This window comes from Arcobacter vandammei (genome assembly GCF_016106035.1).
In the GTDB taxonomy this organism is placed as follows: Bacteria; Campylobacterota; Campylobacteria; order Campylobacterales; family Arcobacteraceae; genus Aliarcobacter; species Aliarcobacter vandammei.
The window spans coordinates 14,270-28,993 of the sequence record NZ_JADKPZ010000003.1; the positions used below are offsets into that span (position 1 = coordinate 14,270).

The 14,724-nt window shown below is 26.9% G+C and carries 15 protein-coding genes; 6 read left to right on the forward strand and 9 right to left on the reverse strand.

Annotated elements, in window-relative coordinates; translation table 11 throughout:
* Positions 1–1,254, reverse strand: a complete 1,254-nt coding sequence (locus IQC44_RS02180; protein WP_198304568.1) for a hypothetical protein — start codon at positions 1,252–1,254, stop codon at positions 1–3.
* A gap of 98 nt (positions 1,255–1,352) precedes the next feature.
* Here IQC44_RS02180 and IQC44_RS02185 point away from each other — a divergent pair, with 98 nt between their 5' ends.
* Together IQC44_RS02185 and fliM are read left to right on the forward strand one after the other, a co-directional pair.
* A complete protein-coding gene (locus tag IQC44_RS02185) occupies positions 1,353–2,402 on the forward strand; it encodes a flagellar basal body P-ring protein FlgI (RefSeq protein ID WP_198304569.1) in 1,050 nt (349 codons plus the stop codon).
* Between the two features lies 1 nt (position 2,403).
* On the forward strand, positions 2,404–3,498 hold the full coding sequence (gene fliM, locus IQC44_RS02190) for a flagellar motor switch protein FliM (RefSeq protein ID WP_198304570.1): 1,095 nt from the start codon (positions 2,404–2,406) through the stop codon (positions 3,496–3,498).
* Between the two features lie 75 nt (positions 3,499–3,573).
* On the opposite strand, the gene rpsR is transcribed toward fliM, so the two are convergent.
* The 4 genes from rpsR to IQC44_RS02210 form a co-directional block, all read right to left on the reverse strand.
* Complete coding sequence (rpsR, locus tag IQC44_RS02195; protein ID WP_024774557.1) at positions 3,574–3,840, reverse strand: 30S ribosomal protein S18; 267 nt, start codon at positions 3,838–3,840, stop codon at positions 3,574–3,576.
* A gap of 15 nt (positions 3,841–3,855) precedes the next feature.
* Positions 3,856–4,368: a single-stranded DNA-binding protein gene (locus IQC44_RS02200; protein ID WP_198304571.1), complete on the reverse strand. Its 513-nt coding sequence runs from the start codon at positions 4,366–4,368 to the stop codon at positions 3,856–3,858.
* 19 nt (positions 4,369–4,387) lie between these two features.
* Positions 4,388–4,744, reverse strand: a complete 357-nt coding sequence (gene rpsF / locus IQC44_RS02205; RefSeq protein ID WP_198304572.1) for a 30S ribosomal protein S6 — start codon at positions 4,742–4,744, stop codon at positions 4,388–4,390.
* 83 nt (positions 4,745–4,827) lie between these two features.
* Complete coding sequence (locus IQC44_RS02210; RefSeq protein WP_198304573.1) at positions 4,828–5,808, reverse strand: DNA polymerase III subunit delta; 981 nt, start codon at positions 5,806–5,808, stop codon at positions 4,828–4,830.
* A 65-nt stretch (positions 5,809–5,873) separates the two neighbouring features.
* Between IQC44_RS02210 and fliW the strand changes: the two genes are divergently transcribed.
* Positions 5,874–6,251, forward strand: coding sequence for a flagellar assembly protein FliW (gene fliW / locus IQC44_RS02215; RefSeq protein ID WP_198304574.1), 378 nt, complete (start codon positions 5,874–5,876; stop codon positions 6,249–6,251).
* Here fliW and IQC44_RS02220 read toward each other — a convergent pair.
* The gene (locus IQC44_RS02220; RefSeq protein WP_198304575.1) at positions 6,238–8,091 is read right to left on the reverse strand and encodes an RNB domain-containing ribonuclease; all 1,854 of its coding nucleotides are present in this window, start codon (positions 8,089–8,091) and stop codon (positions 6,238–6,240) included. The two genes, fliW and IQC44_RS02220, sit on opposite strands and share 14 nt — an antisense overlap.
* 108 nt (positions 8,092–8,199) lie before the next feature.
* Here IQC44_RS02220 and ilvC point away from each other — a divergent pair, with 108 nt between their 5' ends.
* The 3 genes from ilvC to IQC44_RS02235 are packed head-to-tail and all read left to right on the forward strand — an operon-like array spanning position 8,200 to position 11,324.
* Positions 8,200–9,222 (forward strand): ketol-acid reductoisomerase, encoded by a 1,023-nt coding sequence (ilvC, locus tag IQC44_RS02225; protein ID WP_198304576.1) that lies wholly within the window; start codon positions 8,200–8,202, stop codon positions 9,220–9,222.
* A 43-nt stretch (positions 9,223–9,265) separates the two neighbouring features.
* Positions 9,266–10,504 (forward strand): divergent polysaccharide deacetylase family protein, encoded by a 1,239-nt coding sequence (locus tag IQC44_RS02230; RefSeq protein WP_198304577.1) that lies wholly within the window; start codon positions 9,266–9,268, stop codon positions 10,502–10,504.
* Between the two features lie 43 nt (positions 10,505–10,547).
* On the forward strand, positions 10,548–11,324 hold the full coding sequence (locus IQC44_RS02235) for a DNA-processing protein DprA (RefSeq protein ID WP_198304578.1): 777 nt from the start codon (positions 10,548–10,550) through the stop codon (positions 11,322–11,324).
* Between the two features lie 27 nt (positions 11,325–11,351).
* Here the strand turns inward: IQC44_RS02235 and murC are convergent, their stop codons facing one another.
* From murC to IQC44_RS02250, 3 genes are read right to left on the reverse strand one after another with little or no spacing between them, the layout of a single operon-like run.
* Positions 11,352–12,656: a UDP-N-acetylmuramate--L-alanine ligase gene (gene murC, locus IQC44_RS02240; protein ID WP_198304579.1), complete on the reverse strand. Its 1,305-nt coding sequence runs from the start codon at positions 12,654–12,656 to the stop codon at positions 11,352–11,354.
* Positions 12,656–13,243, reverse strand: coding sequence for a hypothetical protein (locus IQC44_RS02245; protein WP_198304580.1), 588 nt, complete (start codon positions 13,241–13,243; stop codon positions 12,656–12,658). Before IQC44_RS02245 ends, murC begins: the two co-directional genes overlap by 1 nt.
* 15 nt (positions 13,244–13,258) lie before the next feature.
* Positions 13,259–14,683, reverse strand: coding sequence for a COG3400 family protein (locus IQC44_RS02250; protein ID WP_228286228.1), 1,425 nt, complete (start codon positions 14,681–14,683; stop codon positions 13,259–13,261).
* Positions 14,684–14,724 lie beyond the last annotated feature (41 nt).

Here is a 14,724-nt window from a genome sequence, read left to right on the forward strand (position 1 = left end):
TTAATCTTTTATTTTTATTGTAATTTCTAAAGTTTTGTTATTCAAAATTTTAGAGAAAAGTTTTGCCAAATCATCTATATTTGAACTAGAAATATTTACAACTTCATTATTACTTGAATGATTTAAAACTTCAACACTATTTTGTGTTGTTTGTGTAGATGGGCTTTGTTCTAAATTTAAAGCATCTAATAAATCTTTTTCATTTATTAAATCAAGTTCTGAAAAATCATCAGTTGCCATTTTGTCTCCTTTTATAGGTTCTGTTGTTTGTTTTGTCTCTTCTATTTTGTTTAAAAGTTCTGTTAATTCAGGTTCTTTTACAATATCGTTATTTTCTTCAACATTTTTTATTTCAATATTTGGAACTTCTTCTTTATTTAAGTTTTTATTTTTATCTTCACTTAAAATCATATCAAGAAAATCAATATCTTCAAAACTCTCTTCAACATTATTTTCAAAAGTTTCTTCTATATCATCAACTTGACTACTCATTAAACTTTTTAGTAATTCTTCATCATCTAAACTAGAGCTTGTATCATTTATAATTGTGCTATCGTCATAGTCAAATGATATATTATTTAATCCAAAATTATCATTAAAATCAACAATATTTGTATCATAAACACTTCCTATTTTATCATCATCTACAAAAAGATTTTCAAGTTCAGCAATGCTATTATCAAGTTCTTCATTTTTCTCTATTTCATTACTATTTGGGGTTTTTACCAAAAGATTTGCTAGTTCGTCATCTAGTGAATTATGTTCTTCATTTTCCTGCGAATTTTCAGAATTCTCTTCTAAGTTCATCGAAAAATTATCATTATCTAGGATAATTTCTTGTTTTTTTATAATATCTTCATCATAACTTTCATTATTTTCTTGCTCTATTTGTATATTTATATCTTCAATCGCTTGTTCTTGCTCATATTTTTTTAATATATATTTAGGAATTTCTTCTAAAGAATCTACTGATAAATCGGCAATTCCACTATTTAATAGAAATTCTTCTTCAATTGCATCTTTTGGAGTAAGGAATTTTACTTTTTTTGCAAATGAATTTTTTTTGATTATTTTTGAGTCATCAATGAGAAAAATCTCTTTTGAGTTTTCTGATATTATCTCTTTTAAAGCAGTGAGGCTTTCAATCTCTTTTATTAGGTTGTTTGCACCCAATTTTAATTTTATATTTGAATCTATTAAGGTTTTATGAATCTCTTTTTTAAAGCTTGGTGTTCCATATATATAAATATTCAATATTCTAGCCCTACAAATAATAGTTTATTAGCTTAGATTATACCTTTTTTTATTAAATTTTTGATAAAATGAAATTTATTCTATTTTGGAGATTAATTTTGAGATATATTTTTATAGTTATTTGTCTTGTTTCAACTCTTTTTTCTCAAACTATCAAAGATATTTCAAATGTAATAGGAATAAGAGATAATCAGCTAATTGGTTATGGACTTATTGTTGGACTTGCAGGAACAGGTGATAAATCTAAGTTTACAATGCAAAGTTTACAAAATCTTTTAAGAAACTCATATATAAAAATTCCAGCAGGTTCAATTAACTCAAAAAATATTGCTGCTGTTATGGTAACTGCTGATTTACCAGCTTTCTCAAGACAAGGTGATAAAATTAAAGTAAAAGTTTCAACTATTGGAGATGCAAAATCTATTGATAATGGAGAGCTTTTAATAACACAATTAAAAGGTGTAGATGGAAATGTTTATGCTCTTGCTCAAGGTACAATTATAGCAAATGAAGCAAATAAAACAACAGGTTTTATCTATGATGGAGCAACTGTTGAAAATGAAATAGATTATGATTTCCAAAGCGAAACATCAATTCAGCTAAGTTTGCTTAAAAGTTCAGCAACAAATGCTGATTTAATAGAGACAAAAATCAATGAGAAATTTGGTAAAAGACTTGCAACTGCCATTGATACAAGAACTATCGAGGTTGAGAAACCAGCAAATATAAATATTGTAAAGTTTATAGCAATGGTTCAAAATATTGAACTTGATTCTACATTTAAGAAAAAACTTATTATTGATATAAATAGAGAATCAGTTATAACTGGTGGGGATGTTGTAATTGATCCAGTTACAATTGCAAGAGGAAGCTTCACAATTAGAATTAGCAAAACTCCTTTAAAGCCTGAAGAGTGGGATGATATGAGAAAAAATCCTGGAATGAACATAGGTGATAATGTAAAAATTGCTGATAAGGCTATTGTAAATATTGATAATGCTATGATAAATACAAAAAGTAATCCTACTGTTTCTGATTTAGTAAGATCTATGAAAGTTATGAAGTTACCAATGAGTGAAATTATTGATACTTTAAAGCTCATAAAAGAGATGGGTGCTATGGATGTTGATATAGAAGTAAGAGGATAAAATGGCTGAATTTTTAAGTCAAGATGAAATAGATGCTCTTTTAGATATAGCCGAACAAGGTGAAGATTTTGATGGTATAAGCCCACTTGATAAAGTTGTATCAAAAGAGAAAAACTACTCAATTTATGATTTTAAAAAACCAAATAGAATTACTCCAGATCAGCTCAAAGCTTTCTCAACTATGCACGATAAAATGTTAAGAGATTTTATAAATGAACTCTCTTCAATGCTTAGAAAACTTGTAGATGTAAAGCTAACTTCAATAGAGCAGATGACTTATGGTGAGTTCTTATTATCAATTCCTCAAGTAACTTCACTAAATACTTTGTCATTTAAACCACTAGATGGAAGATTGGTTGTAGAGTGTAATCCTGGAATTTCGCATAAGATAATTGCTGATTTACTTGGAAGTGGGGCGGTTAATACTTCTGATAATATAGATAGAGAATTAACAGAGATAGAAGTTGAGATTTTAGAGCATTTTTATAAAATGTTTATAAAAATTTTACATAAAACTTGGGGTGAAGTTACAAGCTTAAATTTTAAAATTGAGTCAAAAGATACAAATGCAAATGCTATTCAGATAGTTTCAGATCACGAAGTTGTATTGCTTGTAGTTTTAGAGATAATTATAGATGAAGACTCAGGATTTTTCTCTATTTGTTATCCTGTTTCATATTTTGAATCTTTACTAGATAAAGTTGTGGAAAAGATATTTACAGAAAATAGTAGTAGAAAATCAAGTAGAAAAAGAGATATAAAAACTTTGATTGCTGGTGCTAAAATGGAAGTTGAAGCTATTATGGCAGAAACAGAACTTAGTGCAAAGGAGATATTAAATTTAAAAGAGAATGATGTAATAGTATTTTCAAAAAATGCAACTTCTTCATCTTCTACAATTTATATAAATAAAAAAGAGAAATTCTCTGCTGTTTGTGGTCTTTCAAATAATAGAAAAGCTATTCAAATAAGAGCAAATTTAGATAGAGAAAAACAAGAAACACTTGATAATTTAAGAGCTATGAGAGAAGAAAGAGAAGAGAAAGCAAAAGAACAAGCTGAAAATATAAGAAGGCTTTTAGCTAAAAAAGTTTAAATTTAAAAGTTTTTAAATATAAAAAAAGGCTAGAAGATTAATCTTCTAGCCTTTTTACCTTTTATAAATTAAATATTATAAAAATGTTCTAGCATATGCTGTATCAGAAACATTTTGAGTATCAACAACATAAGGAACTAATGCCATATGTCTAGCTCTTTTAATTGCTTTTTCTACCATTTCTTGAGCATTTTTAGAATTTCCTGTAAGTCTTCTAGGCATAATTTTACCTCTTTCACTCATAGAAATTTTTAATAACTCAGTGTTTTTATAATCAATAAAATCTACTTTCATTTCAGTATATTTACAAGATTTTTTTCCGTATTTTCTTCTTTCTGCCATTTTTTATCCTTTTTTCTAAAACGGTATTTCGTCGTCTTCGATATTGATATCAGGTACTTTTTGCTCATATTTTTGTTTTTGTGAACTTGTACCACCAAAATTATCATAAGAATTTTGATTGTTATATTGATTTTGTGGAGCTTGATTGTAGTTTTGATTATATCCTTGATTAGGATTATAACTATTTCCACCCTCACTAGCACCTTTAGAATCTAACATTTTCATCTCATCAACTCTTAAAGAGTGTCTGTTTCTTGTTGTTCCATCTTGTGCTGTCCACTGTTCAAAAACAAGTCTTCCTTCTACTAAAACTTTAGAACCTTTTTTTAAGTATTGATTAGCAATTTCAGCTGATCTTCCAAAAAAGTTTATATCCAAAAAGCAAACTTCTTCTTTTTGTTCACCAGTTTGAGATTTATACTTATATGAAGTAGCAATCGCACTTTTTGAAACAGCTGTTCCAGAAGGTAAATATCTTAACTCTATATCTCTTGTTAAGTTTCCAACCATAACTACTTTATTATACATAATAAGGTCCTTTGTTTAATTATTTAGAAGCTTTTTTTGTAGCCTCTTCGCTCATTTTTGTCCAAGAAGCAATCTCTTTTCTTGATTCAAACTTAATGAAAATAAATCTAATTAGATTTTCATTATTTCTATAATTTCTTTCAATTTCTGCAATAGCAGCTGCAGGAGCTTTGAAATATGCTACAAAATAGTAACCTCTTTTTTGTTTTTCAATTTCGTAAGCTAATTCTTTGATACCGATATTATCAGAAGCAACGATTTCTGCACCATTTTTTTCAAATAGAGCTTTAATTCCTTCTAGTTGTGCTACAGTTTCTTCTTCAGTTAATGTAGGCTTTAAGATAAACATTGTTTCATAATGTTTTAATTTTGACATATATTCTCCTTATAGATTGTGCCGATTTTCTTTACATTTCCTATTTCATCAGCAAGGATTTATTTTTTGTAAAGTGCGAGATTTTATCTAAATAAAACTGTAAATTTTCTTAGACTTGCTTGTAAATATAAATTTATATTATCTATTTTTCCTATTTTTAATTCTAATTCTAAAGATAAAATATAGTTTAAAATCTCTTCAAAATCCTGTGGTTTTCTGTTTATTGCTAATTTAGATTTTTTTTCCCAAATATTTTTTGGTGGAATATATCCTAAAATCTCTTTTGGATTTACTTGTCCAAAGGCTCTAGCATAAGAGCTAATCATAAAGAGTTGTTGAACAAAAGAGCTTATTTGATTTAGTATAAAAATCTCATTTGAACCCTCTTCTAAGATTAGAGCTAAATCATCTGCTATATCTTTACCGCTTAGTAAATCATGTAAAAAATCCTCAAAATTAACACTAGCCATACCAAAACAGTTTGCATCAACAACATTTATAGTAATTAGTTCATTTAAAACTGCTAGTTTTTTTAAATCATTTACACAAAGTGCTAAATCCATTTTGTGCATAAAATATAGGTGGCTTAAGGCATTTAATTCATATTTCATAGCCAAATTTTTTGCTTCAAACTCCAAAAAATTGATAGCTTCATTATCACTTGCTTGGAAAAATCTAACAAAAACACTATTTGTTTTTTCATTAAAACTACTCTCCATTGTTTTAAAATCACTATCTCCTAAACAAGCAATTATAAGGTAGCTATTTGGGTTTGTGTTACAAGCCTCTATTAATGAGTCTAACTCTTTTTTTGGAATTTTTTTATCTGTTTTTATAAGTAAAATATTATTATTTGAAAAAAGTGAAGATTGTAAAAGTTTATTTTTTGCAATTTTAAAATCATATTCTTCAAAATATAACTTTTCTATATCATCTCCATTTGCTAAAATTCTAGCAATATCCAAAGAGTATCTTTCAATTAAATAGATACTTTGACCATAAAACATATAAGATTTGTAAATTTTGTTTTGTCTAAGACAATTATCGAATTCATTTTTATACATAACAAAATAATATCCTAAGTTTACTTTTATTATAATTTTTAACTTTAACAAAAAAAGGGGTTTATATGTATAAAATTGCTTTACCAATTTTAGGTTTTGAAGGTGCTTCAAATCTGTCAATAGAGAAAATTGATGAGTTTTTCTCATTTTTAGTATTAGAAGATAAAACTAAAATAACAGTTGTAAACATAAATGTTTTAAATAAAGTAACTTTTGATTTTGAAATAGATCAAAAAACTTTAGAAGCATTAAAAATTAAATCAAAAGATGATTTCGAGACTTATTTTGCTGTTGTATCTCAAGATCCAGTTGAATACTCAATTATAAACTTAGTTGCACCAATTTTTATAAACGAAAAAGAGAAATTAATTGGTCAATATGTAACAAATGAAAAAGTAGAACCATACTTTGCTACAATTGATAAGTGTTCTACAATAAAGTAGCCACTATCAATTTTGTTGCTAGGCAACTAGAAACTATTTTCACTCTATATTTTGAAAATAGTTTCTGCCCTTTATAATTTTCAATTACAACTTTCAAACCAACAATTTTGTCATAGCAAATAGCTCTTCCTTTTTCCATATCTACTATTTTTACATTTATAATAGTTCCAATATTATTTTTTGCCCATCTAGCATAAGTTCTATCTTCAAAATCCCAAACAAGCTTATCTATTTTTCTCTCTTGCTCTGAAATATGTGTGCAAATTTCATCAATATCTTTTGGTAATTTTTTACTTTTTAAAATTCTATGTAAAACCAAATCAGAGTATCTTCTTATAGGACTTGTAAAATGTGAGTATGAAGCAAAACCTAAACCAAAGTGTCCTAGATTTTTTGAAGAGTATTTTGCTTGTGTTAAGCTTTGAATAACAAGTTCATCAACTTCATCTCTTAAAAGCAGTTTATCTGCCTCTTCTTGAATATGAGTTATAGTTTGATGAACATTATCTTGAAGTTTTGCTTTTACTCCTAAAATATTTACATCATCAATTAGTTTTGATAAAGCTTTAAAACTTGGCTCTTCGTGAATTCTAAAAATTCCTAAAATTCCAACTTTTTTACTAGCTTCAATATTTGCTAGAAGCATACACTCTTCAATTAGTTGGTGAGAAGCTGTTGATTTTTCAACTTCAATATTTTCTAATAGATTGTTTTTTAACTTTAATCTATTCTCTTGGCTTCTAAAATCGTAACCTTTTTTTAGTCTTTTTTCTCTAAGTTTTTTTGTAAGAGTGTAAAGTGGAAGTAAATAGTCAAAAATCTCTTTTTCTATATTGTTGTATTGGTCAAGTTTTCCATCTAAAACTCTATCAATTCTTCCATAAGAGAAATTTCTATGATTTTTTATTATTGCAGAGAAAAGTTCGCTTTTTTGTACAGTTAAATTTTTTAAATCTAGTTTTAGTTTAAAAACATAGGCAAATCTATCTTCATTTTCTTTTAATGAACATAGATTTTCACTTAAAATACTTGGAAGCATTGGCAAAGTTCTTGTAGGTAAATATATTGTTGAAGATTTTTTAAAAGCTAAAATATCAAGTTCGCTATTTTCTTTTACAAAATGCGAAACATCAGCAATTGCTACAAAAAGAGTGCTATTTTCTTCATCAAAATATATCGCATCATCGTGGTCTTTTGCACTATTTGGATCAATTGTACAAAATGGCAAATCTCTTAAATCTACTCTATTTTCATCTTTTTCATTTTTATCTGCTTCTTCATAAATAGCAGGTTTTTCATCTCTATAAAGTTCTTCATAAATATATAAAGATATAAACTCATCTATTTTTGGCTCATCTAAATTTCCAATAAATTTAATCTCTTTAAACTCTTTGTTGTCAATTATTAAAACATCATTTTCTTTGTAGTTTTTAGAAACTTTTGCATTTAATACAATATTCTCTTTCATGGTTACAAAAAAATTATCTTTTACATAAACTAAAATTTCAGCTTTTTTTCCATCAAGCACTTTTATAACTTTTGCTTTTATTTTACTTCGTGGGTTAAAAACTCTTTTTGCAAGTACTAAATCTCCATTAAAAGCACCATTTAAATGCTCTAATTCAAGTTTTATATTTTTTATAGGATTTATCAAATCTTCTAAAATAGCAAAGTTCTTTTCTATTTTTAAAGTACCTATTTTATACTTTGAATTTATCTCATAAAAATCACCATTTTGTATGATAATTTCATCTTTTATATATGTATTTACTATGTTTTTTTCTTCTTGTGAAAAATTAAAATCTTCTTCTAAAATACTTTTAAATAATTTTTTTAACACTTTTATCCTTATTAATTTGCTCTATTATATAACTTTTACTTTAAATCTAATATTTAGTTTAGCTTTTGTATAATCTTGCTAAATTTTTAAAAAATAGAGGGTAGATAAATGGCAATAAATGTATTCTATGACAAAGATTGTAATATAGAGTTAATCAAATCAAAAAAAGTAGCAATGATTGGATTTGGATCACAAGGTCACGCACATGCTGAAAACTTAAGAGATAGCGGTGTTGAAGTTGTTGTTGGTTTAAGAAAAGATGGTTCGTCTTGGAAAAAAGCTGAAGCAAAAGGTTTCAAAGTTTTAACAGTAGCTGAAGCTACAAAAATTGCTGATGTTGTAATGATTCTTTTACCAGATGAGAGTCAATCTGAAATTTATGAAAATGAAATTAAACCAAACTTAAAAGAGGGTGCTTATTTAGCATTTGGACACGGATTTAATATTCACTATAAAAGAATTATTCCTTGCAAAAAAATCAATGTTATGATGGTTGCTCCAAAAGCTCCAGGACACACTGTAAGAAGTGAATTTGTAAAAGGTGGAGGAATTCCAGATTTAATCGCAGTTCATCAAGATGCAAGTGGTGATACAAAAGCTGTTGCTCTAGCATATGCAAGTGCTATTGGTGGTGGAAGAACTGGAATTATTGAAACAACATTTAAAGATGAAACAGAAACTGACCTTTTTGGAGAACAAGCTGTATTATGTGGAGGAGCAACTGCATTAGTTCAAGCTGGATTTGAAGTATTAACAGAAGCTGGATATGAGCCAGAAATGGCATACTTTGAGTGTTTACATGAATTAAAATTAATTGTTGATTTAATGTATGAAGGTGGAATTGCAGATATGAGATACTCTATTTCTAATACTGCTGAATACGGAGATTATGTATCTGGTCCTAGAGTTATAAATGATGAGTCTAAAAAAGCTATGAGACAAATCTTAAAAGAGATTCAAAATGGTGTATTTGCTAAAGATTTCATACTTGAAGGACAAGCTGGATACCCAAGAATGAATGCTGAAAGAGCATATACTAGAGCTTCATTATTAGAGCAAACTGGTGTAAAACTTAGAAATATGATGCCATGGATTGCATCTAAAAAAATAGTAAATCAAGAGACTAACTAATTATATTTTAAGAGCTTTTGCTCTTAAAATATAAAAAATTCTTATGGCAAAAAAAAGATCAAAACTAAAAACTAAAATACGACAAACACGAAGAAAAATATCAAAACAAAAATTATCAAAAGTATTTTTACTTCTTCTAGCTTCCATATTATTTATCTCAATAGGATTATATTTTATATTTTCAAATGATAATCAAGAAATAGAAACAAAAATTGTTGAGATAGAAAAAACACCATCTTTATATAAAGAAAAACAAGCATTAAATGAGAAAAGAATTTTGAGTGAACTAAATATTTTTGACGATAAGAGTATCGAGGAAAATATAATAAAAGATAATATTGCTCAAAAAGAAGAGCATTTTGAAGAGACAAATTTTGAATTAGAAAAAAGTTATATTGAAGAGAATAAAGATAGTATAAATGAAAAGATTGTTCAAAAAATTGAAGATATAAAAAAAATAAATGATGAAAAAATAGTTAAAGAAAAAAATATAGAAATTAAAGAACCTGAGAAGAAAAAAGAGAATATAAAAGAGCAAATAACAAAAAAAGAAGAGAAAAAAGAAGAAAAAAAATATGATGAGAAATCTATCATAACTTCAAAAGATAAATATATACATAATCCAAAAATAAAACCAAAACTTGTAATTATAATAGATGATGTTAGTACACAAAAACAAAAAGAGAGTATTTTAAATATTGGTTATCCTGTTACTATGGCATTTTTACCACCTACAAAAGGACATCCAAACTCTGCACAAATTGCGCAAAGTGTACCTTTTCATATGATACATTTTCCTATGCAAGCTTCAAGTGCATTTAAAGGGGCTGAAATTGATACTTTGAAAGTAAGCGATACTTATGAGCAAATTGAGGCAAGAGTTAAGAAGCTACGAGAGTGGTATCCAAAAGCAAAATATACAAATAATCATACAGGTTCAGTTTTTACAGAAAATGATGAAGCAATGGCAAAATTGTATAAAGCCTTGGATAAATATAATTTTATTTTTGTAGATAGCAGAACAAGTGCAAAATCTGTAGCAAAAAAATACTCTGCTAAATACAATATGCCATATATTGTTAGAAATACTTTTTTAGATAATACAAAAGATTTTACAGCTATTCAAAATCAATTAAAAGATGCTATAAAAATAGCAAAAAAACAAGGATATTCAATTGCTATTGGGCATCCTTATGATATTACAATAAAAGTTTTAAAAGAGTCAAAACATCTTTTAAATGAAGTAGAACCAGTTTTACTAAATAAACTTCCATATTTATAAAAAACTTAGTATAATAATTTTTATTATTATATTAGGTTTTTAAATGATTAAAAAAATTAATTTTGAAATTCCAGAATTAAAGAATATGAAAAAATATCCAAGTGAACTTTTTTATATTGGAAACTTAGAACTTTTAAAAAGAAAAAAAATCTCAATAGTAGGAACTAGACGACCAAATTCTTATACAAAAGAGTTTACATATAAACTTGCTACTAAGTTAGCTCAAAATGGAGTTTGTATAGTTAGTGGTGCTGCTATGGGGGTTGATGCTATTGCACATAGTAGTGCAGGATTTGCAAATACAATTGCAGTTGTAGGAAATGGTTTGGATATTAGGTATCCTAGTGTAAATTTGAATTTGATAAAAGATATTGAAAAACAAGGACTTATGCTATCTAACTTTAAACTAGGTGAGAAAGCTAGAAACTACACCTTTGTTTTAAGAAATGAACTAGTTGTAAGTTTGGGTGAAAAACTTATAGTTTGTGAAGCTGATTTGAATTCTGGAAGTTTAACTTCTGTTGAGTTTGCACTAAAACAAAATAAAGAGATTTTTGTCTTACCACATAGATTAAATGAGAGTTTAGGCACAAATGAACTACTAAAAAAAGGAATGGCTACAGCTATTTATGATATTGATGAGTTTGTAGAAAGTATAGTAGGAGTTGGGCTTTTTAAAGAGATTTTTGATGAAGTTTTGGAGTATTGCAAAACTTCACCATTTTATGATGAAGCTATACTAAAATATCCAAATCAGATTTTAGAGTACGAATTGGATAATAAAATTAAAATAGAAAATGGGAAAATTTTTGTAATTTAACAAAAACTTTTTTTAAATATCTAAAATTTAATATCTCAACTGATAAGTAATATCTCCAGCTCCAACACCTAAAAATATTCCCTCATCATAAGTTTTTATAATCTTATCATCTTTTATAAGCTCTATTTTTCCCTCATAAGCTACAACTCTATCTGCAAAAATAGGATTATATCTTTCAAACTCTTTTGCAAAATCTATTTCTATTTTTTTCTCTCCTGCAACAGTCCAAATAGGCAAGATTATAAGCTCATCACATCTTTTAAAACACTCTTTAAAACCTTCCAAATTATCAGCAGTTCGTGAGTATTTATGTGGTTGCCAAAGAACTATTCTATTGTTAAAATTTGTAAGATTATCATATAGCTCAACAGATTTCATAGTTGCTGCTATCTCTGTTGGATGATGTGCATAGTCATCAATTACCACAAATTTTTCATTTGCTTGAACTATATCAAATCGTTTTTTTATTCCTTTGTAGTTTAGAAGATTTTTTCTAATAGTTTCAATATCTAGCTCATTTAAAGCAGCCAAGATAGCCAAAGAGGCATTTGAAGCTATATGAAAACCAAAGCCCCAAACTTCAAAAGTCCCATAATCTTTTAAATCAAATTTTGTGCAAGGTTGCCCATCTTTTATAGTGTAGCAAAGATTTTTTATATCTTTTGATGGGTATAAATATGTTGCATCTTCAATTTTTAGTTTAGCTATATCTTTATCTTCACCATTTACAACTCTTTTTTTTGCCAAAGATAAAAAAGTTTCATATGACTCATAAAATTTATCATAATCATAGTGATAATATTCCATATGTTCAGGCTCTGCATTTGTTACAACTGCACAATATGGATTTGAAAGCAAAAATGAAGCATCGCTCTCATCTGCTTCAAAAGCTAAAGTTTTATCAATATATCTAAAATTACTTCCAAACTCTTTTGAAATTGCCCCAATTAAAGCACTACTTTGCAAAATAGTTGCCAAAATTGCCGTTGTAGTTGATTTTCCGTGAGCCCCTGCTACACAGTAGTTTCTCTTATCTCCCAAAATTATAGGCAAAGCTTCTTTTCTTGATAAAGTTCTTATTTGTTTAAGTCTAGCTTCGATTAATTCAGGGTTTTCATCTGTAACAGCAGCTGAATAAATAACTAAATCTAAATCAGGGCTAATATTTTTTGAAGCTTGTGGGCAAGATACTTTTATTCCCTCAATTTCTAGCTCTTTTGTGATACTTGAGCTTTTCATATCACTTCCACTTACACTGTGTCCATCAAAATTTAGCATTCTTGCTAGTGCTGATAATCCAATTCCACCGATTCCTATAAAATGAACTCTCACTATTTTCTCTCCATTATTAGATGTTGTAAATTTTTATATTCAGTTTCTAAAATATCTTGATTCTCTTTTAGAAAATCATCTATTTTGAAATTGAAATTTATTAAAAAATAACCATATTTTTCATCATTATTAATAGCATCTAAATCTACATATTCATCATAAAATTCATCAAAATTAATATTTTTATTTAGAGAAATAATCATACAATTTATTGCATTTTTTAGGATTTCATCATCAATTATATTTGCTATTACAAATAAAAGCTCTTTTGCTCCAGAGATATTTTCATTTGTCCACTTTTCGATTGCATGTTCATATAAAGCTCTTATATAAAAGATATTTGGCTCATTTAAATCTAGCTTATCGCCTTTATTTAAAAGTTTTTCAACACTTAAAAATGATAATTTTAAAATCTCTTCATATAAAGAGTTTATTTTCTCTTCATCTAAATCTAAAACTAGCATAGAATCAAGAGTTTCATACATCAAAGCTATGTTTTTTGATTTGATAGAATTTTCTCTTGCTTCTTCTAAATATTTTAAAAATTCAGGATTAGTCCTTGCTTCATTTAGTTCATTTTGCGTCATTTGTTTCCTTTTTTACTATTCAGATACTGGAATTAAAATTTGATTAAATTTATTTATATCAAAAGAGATTAAGTCGCTATTTGTATAGAAAAATTTAATAAAAAATCTTTTTCTAAACATTTTTTCTTTTAGAGGTAAGATTTGTAAAATATCTTTCTGTTTTCTAAGCTCTCTTATTGGATTTTCTTGTCCTTGAATAATCTCTATTTTTTCATTAAAGATTTTCGCTAAACTCTCAAAATGGTCAAGTAATCTTATTTGATTATCTTTCTCGCCAATTGGGTCAAAATCAAATATTTTTGTTTTTATTTTAAGTTGAGTTGCAACATCAAAAACTATTGGAGAAATTTGTTCATAAGAACCGCTTTCATTTAAAACAACACCAACATTTTTTACAGCTTTTAAACTCTCTTTGCCAAATTTAAATATAGGTATTTTAAGGTCCAAAATATGTTTGATAGCTTCTTTATCTTTAAACATAGATAAAGTTAGCATTAACAAACCTATATTATATTTTCTACTATCTTCTTTTAATATCTCTTTGAAGCCTTTGTTTGCATAATCCATTTGTAAAATTATTGTAGGAAAATGTTTAACTTCATCTTTTATCATCTCCATTATTTTGACTGTTGTTGGTCTTGTTACTTTGATAATTAGAAGGGAATTTTTTAACTTATTATTTAGAAATTTTGCTTCATCTATAGCTTTTTTTACACTCTCTTCATTCTCTAAATATAGATCTAAATATAGATATATTTTACTTCCAAATGGCATAGGAAATTGACCTTGAGTTTTTCCTATAACATTATAAATATTCATTAAAACTGTTGGTTTTCCAATAACTAAAATAATATCATTTGGTTTTAAAACTAAAGTAGGAGATAAATCAAGCATTTTTTGGTTTCTATAAATTCCAAAAATTCTCCACTGTTTTTGCTCAATTGAAGCAATTGATCTATAAGCATAAGAGCTTCCAAACGGAACTCTTATCTCCATAATCTCACCTTGTTTTAAACCAATATTTTGTGCTAAAACTGGTACATTTGGTAATCTTTCAACCATACCATTTGCTAAGACTTCAATACCTTTGTAAATATTTAGAAATTGGTCTTTTATATTTATTCCCCAATAATCTAAAATAGTAATTTGAAGATTTTTTTTGTATTCTCTTATATTTTTAATAACACTTAACATCTCATCTTTTGAGTTTAATGCCATTAGAACTTCGCTATGTATATTTTTATCTAAAACCATAGAGAGTTTAGAATTTGAAGTTGGATCAAACTTATAAAAAGTAAAGTTTGAAGGTTTTTGAATAGGTAAAATTACATCGTTTAAATATACAACATCATAGTTATTATCGCCTGTATTTGACTCAACTATTCTTTGTAATAACTTCTTTGCAACTATTCCATCTAGTATAATTAATATTTTTTTCATGGGCAAAATTATATCTTAAAAAGTTTAATAGTAGATTTTAG

Coding starts and splice junctions, on each gene's coding strand:
- rpsR (WP_024774557.1), bottom strand. CDS start 3,840: ATGGCAGAAAGAAGAAAATACGGAAAAAAATCTTGTAAATATACTGAA.
- IQC44_RS02230 (WP_198304577.1), top strand. CDS start 9,266: ATGGCAAAAAAAAGATCAAAACTAAAAACTAAAATACGACAAACACGA.
- IQC44_RS02250 (WP_228286228.1), bottom strand. CDS start 14,683: ATGAAAAAAATATTAATTATACTAGATGGAATAGTTGCAAAGAAGTTA.
- IQC44_RS02210 (WP_198304573.1), bottom strand. CDS start 5,808: ATGTATAAAAATGAATTCGATAATTGTCTTAGACAAAACAAAATTTAC.
- IQC44_RS02235 (WP_198304578.1), top strand. CDS start 10,548: ATGATTAAAAAAATTAATTTTGAAATTCCAGAATTAAAGAATATGAAA.
- rpsF (WP_198304572.1), bottom strand. CDS start 4,744: ATGTCAAAATTAAAACATTATGAAACAATGTTTATCTTAAAGCCTACA.
- fliW (WP_198304574.1), top strand. CDS start 5,874: ATGTATAAAATTGCTTTACCAATTTTAGGTTTTGAAGGTGCTTCAAAT.
- ilvC (WP_198304576.1), top strand. CDS start 8,200: ATGGCAATAAATGTATTCTATGACAAAGATTGTAATATAGAGTTAATC.
- IQC44_RS02200 (WP_198304571.1), bottom strand. CDS start 4,368: ATGTATAATAAAGTAGTTATGGTTGGAAACTTAACAAGAGATATAGAG.
- fliM (WP_198304570.1), top strand. CDS start 2,404: ATGGCTGAATTTTTAAGTCAAGATGAAATAGATGCTCTTTTAGATATA.
- IQC44_RS02245 (WP_198304580.1), bottom strand. CDS start 13,243: ATGACGCAAAATGAACTAAATGAAGCAAGGACTAATCCTGAATTTTTA.